Source organism: Nocardioides ginsengisegetis (genome assembly GCF_014138045.1).
In the GTDB taxonomy this organism is placed as follows: domain Bacteria; phylum Actinomycetota; class Actinomycetes; order Propionibacteriales; family Nocardioidaceae; genus Nocardioides; species Nocardioides ginsengisegetis.
Map to the genome: position 1 here is coordinate 565,616 of NZ_JACGXA010000001.1, position 15,498 is coordinate 581,113.

The following is a 15,498-nucleotide window of genomic DNA, read 5'->3' on the forward strand; positions in this document are numbered from 1 at the left end:
CATGGGCTACGACCTGAAGATGCGGATCTGGCGCGGCGACCAGACGGGCGGCGACCTCGGCGACTACACCGTGGCGGTGTCCGAGGGGGAGGTCGTCCTCGACGCGCTGCACCGGGTGCAGGCCACCCAGGCCGGGGACCTCGCGATCCGGTGGAACTGCAAGGCCGGCAAGTGCGGCTCGTGCAGCGCCGAGATCAACGGCCGGCCGCGACTGCTGTGCATGACCCGGCTCTCCGACTTCGACCCGGCCGAGACGATCACGGTCACGCCGATGCGGACCTTCCCGGTCATCCGCGACCTGGTCACCGACGTCTCGTTCAACTACGAGAAGGCCAAGGAGCTGCCGTCGTTCGCGCCGCCGCCGCGCGACGCCGACAACAAGCGCCGGATGGCCCAGGTCGACGTCGAGCGCGGGCAGGAGTTCCGCAAGTGCATCGAGTGCTTCCTGTGCCAGAACACCTGCCACGTCGTGCGTGACCACGACGAGAACAAGCCGGCCTTCGCGGGCCCGCGCTTCTTCCTCCGGTACGCCGAGCTCGACATGCACCCGCTCGACACCCACGACCGGCGCGAGCTCGCGCAGGGCGCGGCCGGGCTGGGGATGTGCAACATCACCAAGTGCTGCACCGAGGTCTGCCCCGAGGGCATCAAGATCACCGACAACGCGATCATCCCGATGAAGGAGCGCGTGGTGGACCGGAAGTTCGACCCGCTGGTCTGGCTCGGGGCCAGGATCGGGATCCGCAGCAAGGACAACGACGGGCGCACCGAGGTCTGAGGGGGAGCCAGCGATCTGGCTCGGCAGCGTCAGACGCGCCGCGGGACGCCCCGGGGTGCCACCGCGCGGATGACCTCGTCGGCGTCGAGGGTGGTCATGGTGGCCCCGACCGTGGCCAGCAGCTCGACGAGCTGTCGGCGTTGTGGCTCGGTGAGTGTGGCCAGCGCGGCCGTCTGGAGCGCGACGACCTCCGGCAGGAACTGGTCGACGATGGCCTTCCCGTCCTGCGTGATCACGATCAGCAGCCTTCGCCGGTCGGTGGGGTCGGGCCGGCGTTCGACCAGCCCACGGCGTTCCAGGGTGTCGAGCAGGGAAGTGATGCTCGCCGTCGTCACGATGAGCCGCTCCGCGATGGCGGTCGGCGACAGGGGTTGCCCGGCCCCGTCGAGGACGGCGAGGGCCTCGCGCCCGGCCCTGGACAGCCGGTGGTGCCGGAGGGCCTGGTCGATGAGCGCGAGAAGTCTGTCCCCCGTGTGGACCAGAGCCATGGCGCAGGAGTTCGCTGACTCGCTGCCCCCCGGGAACTCGCGCTCGAAGTCGGTCGCGACGTGACGCTGTGAAGGGCTCCCGGACCGGGAGCCCTTCTGGCCGGAGGTTCGCCCCGTGCTCAGTACATCTCCCGGGATGCCTCGGACCAGGTGCTGATGTCCGGTGCCCCGATGACGCCGGCGCTGGCCATGACCTCGCCCAGCTTCGGGTCGGTCTGGAAGGCCTGCGCGGCCGCCGCGTCGGGGAACTCGATCAGGGCCAGCACGCTGTTGCCGTCCTGGAGCACTCGGTAGCCGGTTGACCCGTGGCTACGACGCGCTTGGTCATGCCCGTCGAACCCGGCCTTCCAGGTGGTGAAGTCCTGCACCGTGTGTCGCACTGCGAGTGTGGTCATGTCGGTCCTTCCTCTCTCTCGGTGGTGATTGCCCGACACGTTTATTACTAGACCTCTAGTTACTAGAAGTCAAGTAAAACTCCCGGGCAGCAGGTCCACCACCCGCCGGACCGTGTCGAGACCGCGCGAGGTGACCCGGACGCCGGTGAGGTCCTGGAGCACGACGGTGGCGTTGCTGCCGCGCCCGGAGTCGTCGTGGAACGTCGTGACCGCGTGGCGGCCGTCGCCCGCCACGATCCGCAGCCGGCCGTCGGGCGAGGTCCACGGGAGCGGGACCGGCAGGACCCGGCCCGCGTCGAAGAACGCGACCTCCACCGGCACGTCCTCCGGCAGCCCGAGGGCGAGGGTGTGCCGGACGAGCTCCCGCAGCCACGCGGCACGACGTACGACGACCACGTCGTCGTAGCCGGTGAGCTCCCGCAGCCGTGTCCGGACCTCCCGGGCGGCCCGTGCGGGCGCCGGGTGGGTCAGGACGACGGTGCCGTTGCTCCGCACGCTGCGCACCCCGGTGGCGCCCGTCGCGGCGAATGCGTCCTCGAGCTGGGTCCGGTTGGGCGCCCAGCCCTGCCCGAGGTTGAGGTTGCGGAAGAACGCGACGGCGGTGGCCATGGCGGCCACGCTAGAGGTCGGTGAACCGGTCGGACAGGGCGTAGCGGAGCAGCACGACGTCGTAGATCTGCCGGGTCTCGACCAGCCGGGCGCGGCGGTCGGGGGACCAGGGGAACTGGCCGTCGCCGACGAAGTGGTGTGCCCGCGAGTCGCCCACGAAGAACGGGGCGATGACGAGGTGCAGCTCGTCGGCGAGGCCGGCGGTCAGGAACTGCGTGTGCACCGACGACCCGCCCTCGACCATGAGCCGGCGTACCCCGCGGTCGTGGAGGTCTTCGCTGAGGCCGACCATGTCGACGTGCCGCCCGCCGTCGACGACGGTGGCGACGTCCCCCAGCCGGGCGCGTGCCCCGGCGGTGGCTCCGGTGGGGCAGAAGACGAGCTTCTCGGCCTCGCCGGCGGTGAAGAACGCGGCGCAGGGGTCGAGCCGGGCGTGCTCGCTCACGGTCACCTTGACGGGGGAGGGCGACATCCCGTGAGCCGTCCGCTGGGCGATGCGTTCGGGGGCGCGTACGAGCAGGCGCGGGTTGTCGCGACGGATGGTGCGCGCGCCGACGAGGATCGCGTCGCACCGGGCCCGCAGGGCGTCGACCCGGTCGAAGTCCGCGTCGTTGGAGAGCATCAGCCGGGGTCCCGACGCGCGGTCGAGGTAGCCGTCGAGCGAGATGGCGCAGCTGAGCAGCGTGTAGGGGCGCTCACGCACGGGAGCCCACCTCCACCACCGGCCGGGCCGGGGCGGCCAGCAGCGGCAGCAGCCCCGGCAGGGTCGCGACGAAGGCCATGACGCCGAAGACGACGGCCGTGGTGACCCCGGCTGCCGCTCCCAGACCGGCGGCCCCGAACGCCCAGGCGGCCATCCCTTCACGCGGTCCCCACCCGGCGACGTTGATCGGGATCGAGGCGGCGAGCAGGACCAGCATGGCGAGCGGCAGCAGGGTCGTCAGCGGCGCGGTGACGCCGGCCGCGCGTGCGGCCAGGAGGAAGACCACGACGTGCCCCACCACGGCGAGGACCGACGCCAGCAGGACCGGACCCGCTGTGCGCCAGCCGGCCCGGAGGCCGCCGACGACCACGATGAGGAGGAGGAGCACGAGCAGCGCCGAGGGGACGACGCCCAGCACAGCCACGGCGACGAGGACCTGCACGCCCTGCCCGGCCGCCCGCTCCACGGCCACGGAGGCAAGTCCGCGGCGCCGGTCGCCGACATCGCGACCGTGCCGCACCGCCCGGTGCACGTCGCCGACGACACCACCCGGCAGCGTCGCGTTGAGGAGCTGGGAGCGGTAGTAGGCGGCCAGTCCGTCGCGCATGGGGACGTCGACGCCGAGACGACGGGCGACGGCCCGCCACCGCCAGACGCAGCAGAGCGTGGTGAGCAGGGTCAGCGCGACGGCGCAGGCCAGCGTGACGGGGTCGGCCCTGCTCAGCCCCTCGAGGAACGGGCCGGTGCCGACCCGGACGACGAGGGCGGCCAGGACCAGGGCGCCGCCGAGCAGGCGGGCCCGGCGCCACCATCGCGCGTCGATCGTCATCGGTCCTCCCACCAGTGGTACGTCGCTGCGCCGGTCCGGGTTCACCCCGACCCGCTCCGGGCCTGGGCCAGGGCCTCGGCGACCCGGGCGGTGGTCGTGGACCAGCGCGGGAGCGATCCCGCCCGCAGCCGGGCCGCGGAGCGCCAGCGGTCCCGGGTGCCGGGCTCGGTCAGCCAGCGACGCAGGACCCCGGCCAGGGCATCGGGATCGTCGGCGGGCACGAGCGCGCCCGGCCGGGTCGCCGCGTCGGCGCCGCCGAGGGCCTCGGGCACCCCGCCCACCCCGGCGGCCACCACGGGGATCCCATGGGCGAGCGCCTCGGTGACGACCATGCCGTAGCTCTCGGCACGGGAGGCGCTCACGAGCAGGTCGCTGCCGGCGTACGCCTCGTCGAGGTCGGGCTCCGTGAGCGGGCCGGTGAACCTCACCCGGTCGCCGATCCCGTCACCTGCCGCCTGAGCCCGCAGGCGGTCCACCAGGCCGGTCTCCAGGTCGAGCGCTCCCACCACCCGCAGGCTCCAGGGGAGGTCCGCGACCCGGGCCAGGGCAGCGAGCAGGACCTCGTGGCCCTTCGCGGTGGTGATGGCGCCGACGCACAGCAACCGCCCGCCGTCCGGGGTGCCCGGGGCCGCCGGCGCGGCGTCGACGCCGGGCTCCGCGACGTGGACCCGGCCGGGATCGAGGCCGTCACGCGCGAGGAGGTGCCCCCGGGTCCAGCTGCTCGTCGTGACCACGACCGCGCGACGGAGGAGCTCGGCCGCCCCGCCGTCGAACGGCATGTGCAGCAGCAGGACCAGCCGCAGCCGGTCGGCCTCGGCCACCAGCGCGTCCGGCGTCGCGCAGCCGACCAGGCCGTCCACCAGGACGACCTCGCCGTCGGCGATGCGGGACAGCGCCGACGCCAAGGCCCCGTCGACGGCCTGCTCGCGGACCCGCCAGCCGAGGGCCTCCAGCCCCTCGCAGACGCGCCGGTCGTAGCGGTTGCCGCCACTTGGTCGCCGCGGGTCGGCGACCCCCGGCGGCATCAGCACGTGGACCGTCGTCACAGCGCCCGCTCGTAGCTCGCCCACGCGACGTGCGACTCGTGCAGGGTCACCACCAGCCGGGTCAGGTGCCCGGTCGCGCCGAGTGCGCCCGCGGCCACCCGCTCGGCGAGCCGGTCGGCGACCACGCGGGCCATCACCTCGGTCGTGGTGGGGGTGCCGGCGAGGTCGGGCAGGTCGTCGAGGTTGCGGTAGGTGAAGGCGGAGAGCACCTCGCGCAGCTGCTCGGTGGCGAGCCCGATGTCGACCACGAGGCCGTCCGCGTCCAGGGTCGGGCTGCACCAGGTCGTGTCGACGACGTACGTCGCCCCGTGCAGGCGCTGGGCGGGTCCGAACACCTCGCCGGGCAGGCTGTGGGCGACCATCATGTGGTCGCGGACGGTCACGCTGAACATGGCTCCTCCTCGGGGCAGTCGTAGGCGATGCCGTGGCAGAGCCCGGGCAGGTCGCCGGCCGCGATTCGCGCGAGCACGTCGGGCAGCTCGTCGAAGAGCGAGCTGCCGGTGAGCAGCACGTCGAAGGCCGGGTCGCGGAGCAGGTCCAGCGCGAGGGCGACCCGTTCCGATGTCGTACGACGGCCGCGCACCGCGGGCGAGACGGTGCCGACCTGGCTGGCGCGCAGGGTGAGCCGCCGCGTGTGGAACGCGCCCCCGAGCGCCACCTCGACCGGTGCGTCGCCGTACCAGCTGAGCTCGACGACCGTGCCCTCCGGCGCCAGGAGGTCGATCGCCGTCCGCAGCCCGGCGGCGGTCGCGCTGGCGTGCAGGACGAGGTCGCGCTCGCCGGCGGCCTCACCGGGACCGGCGAAGCCCACGCCGAGCGCGTCGGCAACGCCCCGCCTTCCCGCGTCCACGTCGACCAGCGTCACCTCGACGCCGGGGATCCCCGTGAGCAGCCGGGCGACGCAGCAGCCGAGCAGCCCCGCGCCGACGACCGCGACCCGGTCGCCGACGAGCGGGGCGGCGTCCCACAGGGCGTTGACGGCCGTCTCGACCATGCCGGCCAGCACCGCCCGGGCCGGGGGCACGTCGTCGGGGACGACCGTCACCGCCTCGACCGGGACGACGTACGCCGTCTGGTGGGGGTGCAGGCAGAACACCGTCCGGCCGAGCAGCGCCGGCGGACCCTCCTCGACCCGTCCCACGCTGAGGTAGCCGTACTTCACCGGGCCCGGGAAGTCGCCGTCCTGGAAGGGGGCGCGCATCACGGCGTGCTGGTCCGGCGGGACACCGCCCCGGAAGACCAGGCTCTCGGTGCCGCGGCTCACCGCCGACCGGAGGGTGCGCACGCGGACCTCGCCGGGGCCGGCGGGCGGCACGGACACCGGCCGGATCTCGCCGTGGCCGGGCTCGCGCACCCAGAACGCCCGCTCCCCGCTCGTCATCGGCGTCATCGATGCCCTCCGCTCCCGCCCGGGTGAACCGGGACGCCATCCTCCTCGTAGTGACAGTCGTACCCCTGGGAGACACGGAGGACCAGTGCATCGGGTTCACACCACCCCCGCGAGTCCCGCGAGCGCGCTCGCGGGACTGGTCGTGCTCCTCGGCGGGCTCACCGCGACCGTCGGTCTGGGCCCGGTCGCCTGGAGCGTGGGCCTGGCGTGCGGCGTGGGCCTCCTGGGTCTCCTCGCCGCGGCCATGGGACGGCACGACCGGCCGGGGCTGATGCCGGCCGACCGGGTGACGCTGGCGCGCGGGCTGCTCGCCGCCGCGGTGGCCGCCCTCGTGGCGGAGGCGGCGACGGGGCGCGACGCCGCCCCCCTCCGGATCACCCTGGTGGCACTCGCGGCCACGGCGCTCGTCCTCGACGGCGTCGACGGCCCGGTGGCCCGGCGGACCGGGACCGCGTCGGACTTCGGGGCCCGTTTCGACATGGAGGTCGACGCGTTCCTGATCCTGGTGCTCAGCCTCCACGTGGCGCGGACGTCGGGCTGGTGGGTGCTGGGGATCGGCCTGGCCCGCTACGCGTTGGTGGCGGCCACGTGGGTCTGGCCGTGGCTGCGGGCGCCGCTCCCGCGCCGGAGCTGGGCGCGGGTCGTGGCGGCGGTCCAGGGCGTCGTGCTGGCCGTCGCGGCGGCCGAGGTGCTGCCCGACCGGGTGACCCTGGTGGCGCTCGCGGTCGCGGCAATGCTGCTCGCCGAGTCCTTCGGCCGCCAGGTGCACGACCTGCGCCGGCTGGCGCTCCGGCCACCGGCGACCGACCGCGTGGTCACCGGGTTCGCGTTCCTCGTGGTCTGGGCGGCCCTGGTGCTGCCCGACACCGTCGACCTGCTCACCCCGGCCGGGCTGCTGCGGGTCCCGATCGAGGGCCTCGTGGTCGTGGTGGTGGCCCTGCTCCTTCCGGGCGTCGCACGCCGGCCGGTGGCCGTCGTCGTGGGGCTCATCCTGGCCGCGCTGGTCGTCCTCCGGCTCCTCGACATGGGGTTCCGCGTGGTCTTCGACCGTCCCTTCGACGTGCTCAACGACTGGTACTACCTCGGCCCCGGCCTCGGCGTGCTCCGCGACTCGATCGGCGGCTCCGCCGCCCTGGCGGTGACCGTCGGGGCGGGGGCGCTGCTGGTCGCCCTCGCGGTCGGCCTCCCCGCCAGCACGCTGCGCGTCGCCGGGTCGGTCCACCGGCACCGCCGAGGATCGGCGCGTGCGGTCCTCGCGCTCGGTGTCGCGTGGGCGTTGCTCGCGGTCGCGGGCGTCCAGCTCGCCTCGACCAGCGCTGCGCACCAGGCCGTCGACGCCGTCGCCCAGGTGCGGGCCGACCTGGCCGACCGGCGCACGTTCGCGCGGGAGATCGGCTCGGACTCCTTCGCGACGGAGAACGACGGGATGCTGGCCGGCCTGCGCGACAAGGACGTGCTGCTGGTGTTCGTCGAGAGCTACGGCCGGGTCGCGGTCCAGGGCACGACGTACGCGCCCGGGGTCGACGCCGTCCTCGACGCCGGGACCCGGCGGCTGCGAGCGGCCGGCTTCTCCGCCCGCAGCGCCTTCCTCACCTCACCCACGTTCGGCGCGGGCAGCTGGCTGGCGCACGCGAGCCTCCAGTCGGGCCTGTGGGTCGACAGCCAGCAGCGCTACGACCAGCTGATGACCTCCGACCGGCTGACCCTGAGCGACGCGTTCCGCCGCGCCGGGTGGCGGACGGTCTCCGACGTCCCCGCCGACACCCACGAGTGGGCGCAGGGGCAGGCGTTCTACCACTTCGACCAGATGTACGACTCCCGGGACGTGGGCTATCGGGGGCCCACGTTCGGGTATGCCTCGATGCCCGACCAGTACACCCTGGCGGCCCTGCGCCGCCTGGAGCTGACGGGATCGGACCGGCGGCCGGTGATGGCCGAGGTCGACCTCGTCTCCAGCCACCATCCCTGGACGCCGCTGCCGCGGATGGTGCCGTGGGCACGGGTCGGGGACGGGTCGGTGTACGCCGGGATGCCGGAGCAGGGCCCCTCCGCGGACGTCCTCTTCCGCGACCCCGAGCGGGTGCGCGCGGCGTACGGCCGGTCGGTCGAGTACTCCCTGAGGGCGCTGGTGTCCTTCGTCGCGGACCAGCCCGACCCCGACCTGGTCCTGGTCGTGCTGGGCGACCACCAGCCCCACTCCTACGTCACGGGCGCGGACCCCGGCCGCGACGTGCCTGTCTCGATCGTCGCGCACGACCCCGCCGTGCTGGACCGGATCGCCGGCTGGGGCTGGCAGGACGGGCTGCGACCCTCGCCCACTGCCCCGGTCTGGCGGATGGACGCCTTCCGGGACCGCTTCCTCACCGCCTACGGCCGGTGACCGGCACCCGAACGCACCGACGAAAAAGTCACACAGTGTGGCCGCGCCCAGCAGGCCCTCCTATCGTTCGCACCATGACTGACGACTCCGCCGTCGAGGGCGGCCTCGCCGAGCCCACGGAGCTCGAGCCCGACCAGGGTTCGCTCCGGCTCGCGTCGCCCGAGGACGACTGGTCCGTCACCGACTGGGAGCGCAGCACCGCCGCGGTGCTGCGCAAGTCGCGACGGATGACCGACGAGGACCCCGACGACCTGGTCTGGCAGAAGCTGACCCGCACGACGCTGGACGGCATCGCCGTCACCCCGCTCGGGACCCCGGACCTGCTGCAGGACCTGCAGACCTCCGGACGCCCCGAGCGCAGCGGGGACTGGGACATCCGCGCCCACCTCTCGGGTGCGGACGCCAAGGCGGCCAACGAGGCGGCGCTGGTCGACCTCAACGGCGGGGTCTCCTCGCTGTGGCTCACGGTCGACGCCGACACCGACCTCAGGACGCTGCTCAACGAGGTCCTGCTCGACCTCGCGCCGGTCGTCCTCGACGCGCCGTCGGCGCCGCTCGTCGCGGCCGGGGCCCTGCTCTCGCTGCTCAAGGAGCGCGGCACCACGCCGGCTCCGGGCACCAACCTCGGCGCCGACGCCGGGGCGGACGAGGCCGAGCTGGTCGCCGTCGCCCGCCTGGCCCTCGACGCCGGCGTGCTCGGGGTCGTCGTCGACGCCACCAAGGTCCACGACCGCGGGGCCTCGGACGCCCAGGAGCTCGCGCACTCGCTGGTGGCGGGCGTGCGGGTGCTGCGGGCCCTGACCGACGCCGGGATCTCGGCCGAGGACGCCGCCGGCCTGGTCGAGTTCCGCTACGCCGCCACGGCCGAGCAGTTCCCCACGATCGCCAAGCTGCGCGCGGCCCGGCGCCTCTGGGCGCGGGTGCTCGAGCTCAGCGAGGTCTCGGCAGGCTCGACCACCGGCTCGGGCGGGCGGGTGCAGCGGCAGCACGCGGTGACCAGCCGCCCGATGATGAGCAAGTACGACCCCTGGGTCAACATGCTCCGCACCACCGTCGCCGCGTTCGCCGCAGGCGTCGGGGGAGCGGACGCCGTCACCGTGCTGCCCTTCGACAGCCCCCTGGGCGTGCCCGACGCGTTCGGCCGCCGGATCGCGCGCAACACCAGCGCACTGCTGATCTCGGAGTCCCACGTCGCCACGGTCGCCGACCCGGCCGGCGGCTCCTACGCCGTCGAGAAGCTCACCGACGACCTGGCCCGCGCGGCCTGGGAGATCTTCGGGCGCCTGGAGGACGGTGAGTCCCTCGACGCGATGGTCGAGCAGACCGTCGCCCGCCGCGAGCAGGAGATCGCCCGCCGCAAGCGCCCGATCACCGGCGTCACCGAGTTCCCCAACCTCGGCGAGACGCTCCCCGAGCGGCCCGCCGACACCATGGCGCCGAACGTCCGCCGCTACGGCGCGAGCTTCGAGGCGCTGCGCGACGAGCCGATCGCCCAGCACGTCTTCCTGGCCACCCTCGGCCCGATCGCGGCCCACACCGCCCGCGCGACCTTCGCGTCCAACCTGCTGGCCGCCGGCGGCATCGCCGTCGACGTCGCCGGCGCGACCGCCGACGTGGCCGAGCTCGTGGCGGCGTACGCCGGACAGCCGGTCGTGTGCCTGGCCGGCAGCGACGCGGCGTACGCCGAGTGGGGCGCCGAGGCCGCCGCCGCGCTGCGCGGTGCCGGGGCCACCCACGTGGTGATCGCCGGCAAGCCGACCGACTACGCGGACGACGCGGCCGCCATGGGCGTGGACGCCCTCGACTTCCTGACCCGCACGAGGGGACACCTGCAGTGACGATCCCGAAGAGCTTCAGCGGACTGCCCCTGGGTTTCGAGACAGGCGCTGGCGCGCCTTCCTCAACCAACGATGGCAGTGGGCAGGCGTGGACGAGCCCGGAGGGGATCGACATCCTCCCGGTCTACGGCCCCGAGCACCTCGAGGGCCTGGACGCCCTGGACACCTTCCCGGGCCTGAGCCCGTTCCTGCGCGGGCCCTACCCGACGATGTACACCACGCAGCCCTGGACGATCCGCCAGTACGCCGGCTTCAGCACCGCCGAGGAGTCCAACGCGTTCTACCGGCGCAACCTCGCGGCCGGCCAGAAGGGCCTGAGCGTCGCCTTCGACCTCGCGACCCACCGCGGCTACGACTCCGACCACCCGCGGGTCCGCGGCGACGTCGGCATGGCCGGCGTGGCGATCGACTCGATCTACGACACCCGCACCCTCTTCGACGGCATCCCGCTCGACGAGATGTCGGTGTCGATGACCATGAACGGCGCGGTCCTGCCCGTGCTGGCGCTCTACATCGCGGCGGCCGAGGAGCAGGGGGTGAAGCCGGAACAGCTCGCGGGGACGATCCAGAACGACATCCTCAAGGAGTTCATGGTCCGCAACACCTACATCTACCCGCCGGCGCCGTCGATGCGGATCATCTCCGACATCTTCAGCTACACCGCCGCGAAGATGCCGCGCTTCAACTCCATCTCGATCTCCGGCTACCACATCCAGGAGGCCGGAGCCACGGCCGACCTGGAGCTGGCCTACACGCTGGCCGACGGCGTCGAGTACATCCGCGCGGGCCTGGACACCGGCATGACGATCGACCAGTTCGCGCCGCGGCTGTCGTTCTTCTGGGCGATCGGCATGAACTTCTTCATGGAGGTCGCCAAGATGCGCGCCGCTCGCGCCCTGTGGGCCCGGCTGGTGCGCGACTTCGAGCCGCAGAACCCCAAGTCGCTCAGCCTGCGCACCCACAGCCAGACCTCGGGCTGGTCGCTGACGGCCCAGGACGTCTTCAACAACGTGGGCCGCACCGCGATCGAGGCGATGGCCGCGACCCAGGGCCACACCCAGTCGCTGCACACCAACGCCCTCGACGAGGCGATCGCGCTGCCGACCGACTTCTCGGCGCGGATCGCCCGCAACACCCAGCTCATGCTCCAGCAGGAGAGCGGCACCACCGGGACGATCGACCCGTGGGCCGGCTCCTACTACGTCGAGCGCCTGACCCACGACCTCGCCGAGCGTGCCTGGGCCCACATCCAGGAGGCCGAGCAGGCCGGCGGCATGGCCAAGGCGATCGAGCAGGGCATCCCCAAGATGCGCATCGAGGAGGCCGCGGCCCGCACCCAGGCCCGGATCGACTCCGGCACGCAGAAGGTCATCGGCGTCAACACCTACCGGCTCGCCGCCGAGGACAAGCTCGAGGTCCTCAAGGTCGACAACGACGACGTCTACCGCCAGCAGGTCGCCAAGCTCGAGCGGCTGCGGGCCGAGCGCAACGACGACGACGTCCGCCGCGCGCTGGAGGCGTTGACCAACTCCGCCGACCGCGGCGCGGTCTCGACAGGCTCGACCACCGGGGCGTCCCTCGACGGCAACCTGCTCGCCCTGGCCGTCGACGCGGCCCGTGCGAAGGCCACCGTCGGTGAGATCTCCGACGCGCTGGAGAAGGTCTACGGCCGCCACCAGGCCACGATCCGTACGATCAGCGGCGTGTTCAGGGACGAGGCGGGATCCGCGGGCAGCACGCTGGTGCAGCAGGTCCTCGACGCCACCGACGAGTTCGCCGAGGCCGAGGGCCGCCGGCCGCGCATCCTGGTCGCCAAGATGGGCCAGGACGGCCACGACCGCGGCCAGAAGGTCGTGGTCTCCGCCTTCGCCGACATGGGCTTCGACGTCGACGTGGGCCCGCTGTTCTCCACGCCCGAGGAGGTCGCGCAGCAGGCGGTCGACGCCGACGTCCACATCGTCGGTGTCTCCTCGCTCGCCGCGGGCCACCTCACGCTGCTCCCCGCGCTGAAGGCGGCGCTGGAGGAGCAGGGCCGTCCCGACATCATGGTCGTGATCGGTGGCGTGATCCCGCCCGACGACGTCCCGACGCTGCAGGAGATGGGTGCGGCCGCGGTCTTCCTGCCCGGCACGGTCATCGCCGAGTCCGCGCTCGACCTCCTGGCCAAGCTGCGGGAGCAGCTCCGTCACTGATGACTGACGACAAGGTCGCCGGCCTCGTCGAGGGCATCCGGGCGGGGCGGCGCGCCGCCGTGTCCCAGGCGATCACGCTCGTGGAGTCCTCGAGCGCGAAGCACCGGGAGCAGGCACGCGCGCTGCTCACCGAGCTGAGCACCGCCGCGACGTCGCGGGACGTCGTGCGGGTCGGGATCTCCGGCGTGCCCGGCGTCGGGAAGTCGACGTTCATCGAGGCGCTCGGCTCGCGGCTGACCGCCGCCGGGCACCGGGTCGGCGTGCTCGCGGTCGACCCGTCCAGCGTGCGCACCGGCGGCTCCGTGCTCGGCGACAAGACCCGGATGGCTCGGCTCGCCGCCGACCCGAACGCCTTCATCAGGCCGTCGCCGTCGGCCGGCACCCTCGGCGGCGTCGCCCGCGCGACCGTGCAGGCGATGACGGTCCTCGAGGCGGCGTCGTACGACGTGGTGCTGGTCGAGACCGTCGGCGTCGGCCAGTCCGAGGTCACCGTCGCCGGGATGGTCGACACGTTCCTCTTCCTCACCCTCGCGCGCACCGGCGACCAGCTCCAGGGCATCAAGAAGGGCATCCTCGAGCTCGCCGACGTGATCGCGGTCAACAAGGCGGACGGTGACCGCGAGCAGGAGGCCCGCGCCGCGGCCCGCGAGCTGGCCGGCGCGCTGCGTCTCGTGCGCGGCAAGGGGGAGTGGGCGCCACCGGTCGTCACCTGCTCCGGGCTCAACGACGTCGGGGTGGACGACCTCTGGGAGCGCGTCATCGCGCACCGCGAGCACCTCGGGGCCGAGGGGCTGCACGACAAGCGGGCCCGCCAGCAGCTGGAGTTCACCTGGGCGCTGGTCCGCGACGAGCTCGCCCAGCGGCTCCGCGACTCCCCGGGTGTGCGCGCGATCCGCGACGAGGTGCGCGACGGCGTCCTGGCGGGGGAGCTGCCCGCCACGGTCGCCGCCGACCGGATCCTCGCGGCCTACGACACCGGCGGCACCAGCCGGTAGGCGCCGCCGGGCAGCTGCTCGATCCACCGTGGGTCGGGCCGGTTGTCGGCCAGCCGCGCGACCAGGCTGGCCATCGCGTGGGTGACGAGCCGCCGGTCGTGCTCGGCCACCTGGCTGGAGTCGAGGTAGGTCTCGCCGCGCAGGCTCATCGCGAGGTCGCCGGACGAGCGGGCCCGGTCGCCGGAGTAGAGCAGGATCTCGAGCAGGTCGAACTCGAGGCGGTCCAGCTCGAGCGCCCGCCCGTCGACGGTGAGCAGGCCCTGGTGCGGGTTGAGCGCCAGCCCGCGCAGCTCGACCCACTCGCCGGTGAAGCGCACGCCCGCGAGAGGGGCCGGCTCGGGGGAGGGGTTCGCCGTGGCCGGAGCGGGCTCCGGCTCCGGCTCAGGAGCGCCGGTGCCGAGTCGTCCGGGTGGCCGCCGCAGCCCGGCCATGAAGCGGGCGCGGAGCTCGCGGGGCCGGAACGGCTTGGCGACGTAGTCGTCGGCGCCGGCGCCGAATCCGCCGATGATGTCGTCCTCGCCGGCCAGCCCGGTGACCATGACGATGTAGGTGCTGCTGAACTCCCGGATCCGGCGGGTCGCCTCGAGACCGTCGACGCCGGGCAGCGAGATGTCGACGGTCGTGAGCTGCGGCCGGTAGGTCCGCACGGCCTCGACCCCGGCGTCCCCGTCGTGGGTGACCACGACCCGGAAGCCGGCCTGGCTCAGGATCACCTCGAGCAGGTGGGCGACGTCGTGCTCGTCCTCGATGACGACCGCGACGGGCAGCACGACCCCCGGCTCAGCGACAGCGGACATTGCTGTTCTCCCCTCCGGCGGCACCGGCCACCTGTGCACACCCCACGACGTTGCCATGGTCCCGGGCCGCTCCGACCAGGGACACGGCGTACCGCGGTGCGGTCATCTCATTGCCGACGATCCGGTTGTCCCGGCCCCAGCCGTCGAGCACCACGTGGACCTGGACCGCGTCACCGTGCCCGGTCACGACCCGGTTGCCGCGCACCGTCCAGCCGTTGCCCTTCAGGTCGACCGCCGAGTCCGCGCCGGGGCCGGTCAGCCGGTTGCCGGCCAGGGTGCCGCCGGTGGTGCCCTCCTTGACGTCGACCGCCTCCGCGCTGGTGCGCGTGACGGTGTTGCCGACCAGCCGGTTGCCGTCGCTCCGGTCGGGCTCGCACGCCGACACGTCGCACCAGTTGCCCTCGGCGGACCCGACGTAGATGCCCTCGCCGTACGCCGGCTCCCGCAGCCCGGTGTCGGCGATGAACGACCGCTCGAGCAGGTTGTCGCTGCTGCCGGACCGCAGGTGCACGGCCTCGTCGCCGACACCGGTCACGCGCAGCCCGGAGAGCACGTTGCCCGACGAGCCGTCCAGCACCACGCCCTTCTGGCCGCCGGTCACGGCGAAGCCGCGCAGCTCCCAGTGCGAGGCCCCGTCGAGGTGCAGCGTGTAGCCGTGGTCCGTGCCGCCACCGTCGAGCACCGAGTCGCGCGTCCCGCAGAGGCGGATCGGGGACGCCCCGGTGCCGGAGCGGGTGACGTCGAAGTTCCCGTCGTAGTGGCCGGGCGCCAGCGCGAAGGCGTCGCCGGGACCGGCCGTGGCCAGCGCCCGGCGCAGCCCCTCGGCCGAGGACAGGACCTCGGCGCCGGAGGGACAGCCCCGCACGGCCGATGGCCCGGCCGACGGCGGAGTGGCGTCCCCGGCGGAGCAGGCAGCCGTGGCCCCGAGGAACAGGGCGAGGGGCACCACTAGCCGGCGACGGGGCACGCGGTGCAGTCTCACAGCCCACGACGCGGTCCGCGTGCATCTGGCTGAAATCCTGAAGGCTGCCCCTGTCGCGCCCTACGATCTCCCCTGG

15 protein-coding genes are annotated in these 15,498 nt (G+C 73.7%); 5 read left to right on the forward strand and 10 right to left on the reverse strand.

The genetic code is table 11. The annotated features are described in order from the left end of the window. Window position 1: 1 nt before the first annotated feature. A complete protein-coding gene (locus FB382_RS02685; RefSeq protein WP_182536570.1) occupies window positions 2-778 on the forward strand; it encodes a succinate dehydrogenase/fumarate reductase iron-sulfur subunit in 777 nt (258 codons plus the stop codon). A 29-nt stretch (window positions 779-807) separates the two neighbouring features. On the opposite strand, the gene FB382_RS02690 is transcribed toward FB382_RS02685, so the two are convergent. The 8 genes from FB382_RS02690 to FB382_RS02725 form a co-directional block, all read right to left on the reverse strand. Beyond that, window positions 808-1,266, reverse strand: coding sequence for a MarR family winged helix-turn-helix transcriptional regulator (locus tag FB382_RS02690; protein WP_182536572.1), 459 nt, complete (start codon window positions 1,264-1,266; stop codon window positions 808-810). A gap of 119 nt (window positions 1,267-1,385) precedes the next feature. Then, window positions 1,386-1,661, reverse strand: a complete 276-nt coding sequence (locus tag FB382_RS02695) for a cyclase (RefSeq protein ID WP_182536574.1) — start codon at window positions 1,659-1,661, stop codon at window positions 1,386-1,388. Between the two features lie 69 nt (window positions 1,662-1,730). Beyond that, entirely contained in the window at window positions 1,731-2,270 is a 540-nt protein-coding gene (locus FB382_RS02700) for a DUF1697 domain-containing protein (RefSeq protein ID WP_182536576.1), read from the reverse strand. Between the two features lie 10 nt (window positions 2,271-2,280). Next, window positions 2,281-2,973 carry a dihydrofolate reductase family protein gene (locus tag FB382_RS02705; protein ID WP_182536578.1) on the reverse strand — a complete coding sequence of 231 codons (693 nt, stop codon included), beginning with the start codon at window positions 2,971-2,973 and terminating at the stop codon, window positions 2,281-2,283. Then, window positions 2,966-3,802, reverse strand: a complete 837-nt coding sequence (locus tag FB382_RS02710; protein WP_182536580.1) for a lysylphosphatidylglycerol synthase transmembrane domain-containing protein — start codon at window positions 3,800-3,802, stop codon at window positions 2,966-2,968. The genes FB382_RS02705 and FB382_RS02710 overlap by 8 nt, the downstream gene beginning before the upstream one ends. A 41-nt stretch (window positions 3,803-3,843) precedes the next feature. After that, window positions 3,844-4,848, reverse strand: a complete 1,005-nt coding sequence (locus FB382_RS02715) for a glycosyltransferase family 4 protein (RefSeq protein ID WP_343055459.1) — start codon at window positions 4,846-4,848, stop codon at window positions 3,844-3,846. Then, window positions 4,845-5,240, reverse strand: a complete 396-nt coding sequence (locus FB382_RS02720) for a 6-pyruvoyl trahydropterin synthase family protein (RefSeq protein ID WP_182536582.1) — start codon at window positions 5,238-5,240, stop codon at window positions 4,845-4,847. The genes FB382_RS02715 and FB382_RS02720 overlap by 4 nt, the downstream gene beginning before the upstream one ends. Beyond that, window positions 5,228-6,238, reverse strand: a complete 1,011-nt coding sequence (locus tag FB382_RS02725) for a zinc-dependent alcohol dehydrogenase (RefSeq protein ID WP_220481237.1) — start codon at window positions 6,236-6,238, stop codon at window positions 5,228-5,230. Before FB382_RS02725 ends, FB382_RS02720 begins: the two co-directional genes overlap by 13 nt. 85 nt (window positions 6,239-6,323) lie before the next feature. On the opposite strand from FB382_RS02725, the gene FB382_RS02730 reads away from it, so the two are divergent. The 4 genes from FB382_RS02730 (at window position 6,324) to meaB (ending at window position 13,643) form a co-directional block, all read left to right on the forward strand. Then, complete coding sequence (locus FB382_RS02730) at window positions 6,324-8,618, forward strand: CDP-alcohol phosphatidyltransferase family protein (protein WP_182536584.1); 2,295 nt, start codon at window positions 6,324-6,326, stop codon at window positions 8,616-8,618. A gap of 74 nt (window positions 8,619-8,692) precedes the next feature. After that, entirely contained in the window at window positions 8,693-10,456 is a 1,764-nt protein-coding gene (locus FB382_RS02735) for a methylmalonyl-CoA mutase family protein (protein WP_182536586.1), read from the forward strand. A 29-nt stretch (window positions 10,457-10,485) separates the two neighbouring features. Beyond that, entirely contained in the window at window positions 10,486-12,648 is a 2,163-nt protein-coding gene (gene scpA, locus FB382_RS02740) for a methylmalonyl-CoA mutase (RefSeq protein ID WP_246377417.1), read from the forward strand. Further along, on the forward strand, window positions 12,648-13,643 hold the full coding sequence (meaB, locus tag FB382_RS02745; protein ID WP_182536591.1) for a methylmalonyl Co-A mutase-associated GTPase MeaB: 996 nt from the start codon (window positions 12,648-12,650) through the stop codon (window positions 13,641-13,643). The genes scpA and meaB overlap by 1 nt, the downstream gene beginning before the upstream one ends. On the opposite strand, the gene FB382_RS02750 is transcribed toward meaB, so the two are convergent. Next, window positions 13,616-14,440: a response regulator transcription factor gene (locus tag FB382_RS02750; RefSeq protein ID WP_182536594.1), complete on the reverse strand. Its 825-nt coding sequence runs from the start codon at window positions 14,438-14,440 to the stop codon at window positions 13,616-13,618. The two genes, meaB and FB382_RS02750, sit on opposite strands and share 28 nt — an antisense overlap. After that, window positions 14,424-15,407, reverse strand: a complete 984-nt coding sequence (locus tag FB382_RS21965; protein ID WP_182536596.1) for a right-handed parallel beta-helix repeat-containing protein — start codon at window positions 15,405-15,407, stop codon at window positions 14,424-14,426. The genes FB382_RS02750 and FB382_RS21965 overlap by 17 nt, the downstream gene beginning before the upstream one ends. Window positions 15,408-15,498 lie beyond the last annotated feature (91 nt).

Bases quoted from the DNA above. Each gene is read 5' to 3' on its own strand.
- FB382_RS02695 (WP_182536574.1), bottom strand. From the start codon at position 1,661: ATGACCACACTCGCAGTGCGACACACGGTGCAGGACTTCACCACCTGG.
- FB382_RS02720 (WP_182536582.1), bottom strand. From the start codon at position 5,240: ATGTTCAGCGTGACCGTCCGCGACCACATGATGGTCGCCCACAGCCTG.
- FB382_RS02685 (WP_182536570.1), top strand. From the start codon at position 2: ATGGGCTACGACCTGAAGATGCGGATCTGGCGCGGCGACCAGACGGGC.
- FB382_RS02710 (WP_182536580.1), bottom strand. From the start codon at position 3,802: ATGACGATCGACGCGCGATGGTGGCGCCGGGCCCGCCTGCTCGGCGGC.
- FB382_RS02700 (WP_182536576.1), bottom strand. From the start codon at position 2,270: ATGGCCACCGCCGTCGCGTTCTTCCGCAACCTCAACCTCGGGCAGGGC.
- FB382_RS02735 (WP_182536586.1), top strand. From the start codon at position 8,693: ATGACTGACGACTCCGCCGTCGAGGGCGGCCTCGCCGAGCCCACGGAG.
- FB382_RS02690 (WP_182536572.1), bottom strand. From the start codon at position 1,266: ATGGCTCTGGTCCACACGGGGGACAGACTTCTCGCGCTCATCGACCAG.
- FB382_RS02725 (WP_220481237.1), bottom strand. From the start codon at position 6,238: ATGACGCCGATGACGAGCGGGGAGCGGGCGTTCTGGGTGCGCGAGCCC.
- FB382_RS02750 (WP_182536594.1), bottom strand. From the start codon at position 14,440: ATGTCCGCTGTCGCTGAGCCGGGGGTCGTGCTGCCCGTCGCGGTCGTC.
- meaB (WP_182536591.1), top strand. From the start codon at position 12,648: ATGACTGACGACAAGGTCGCCGGCCTCGTCGAGGGCATCCGGGCGGGG.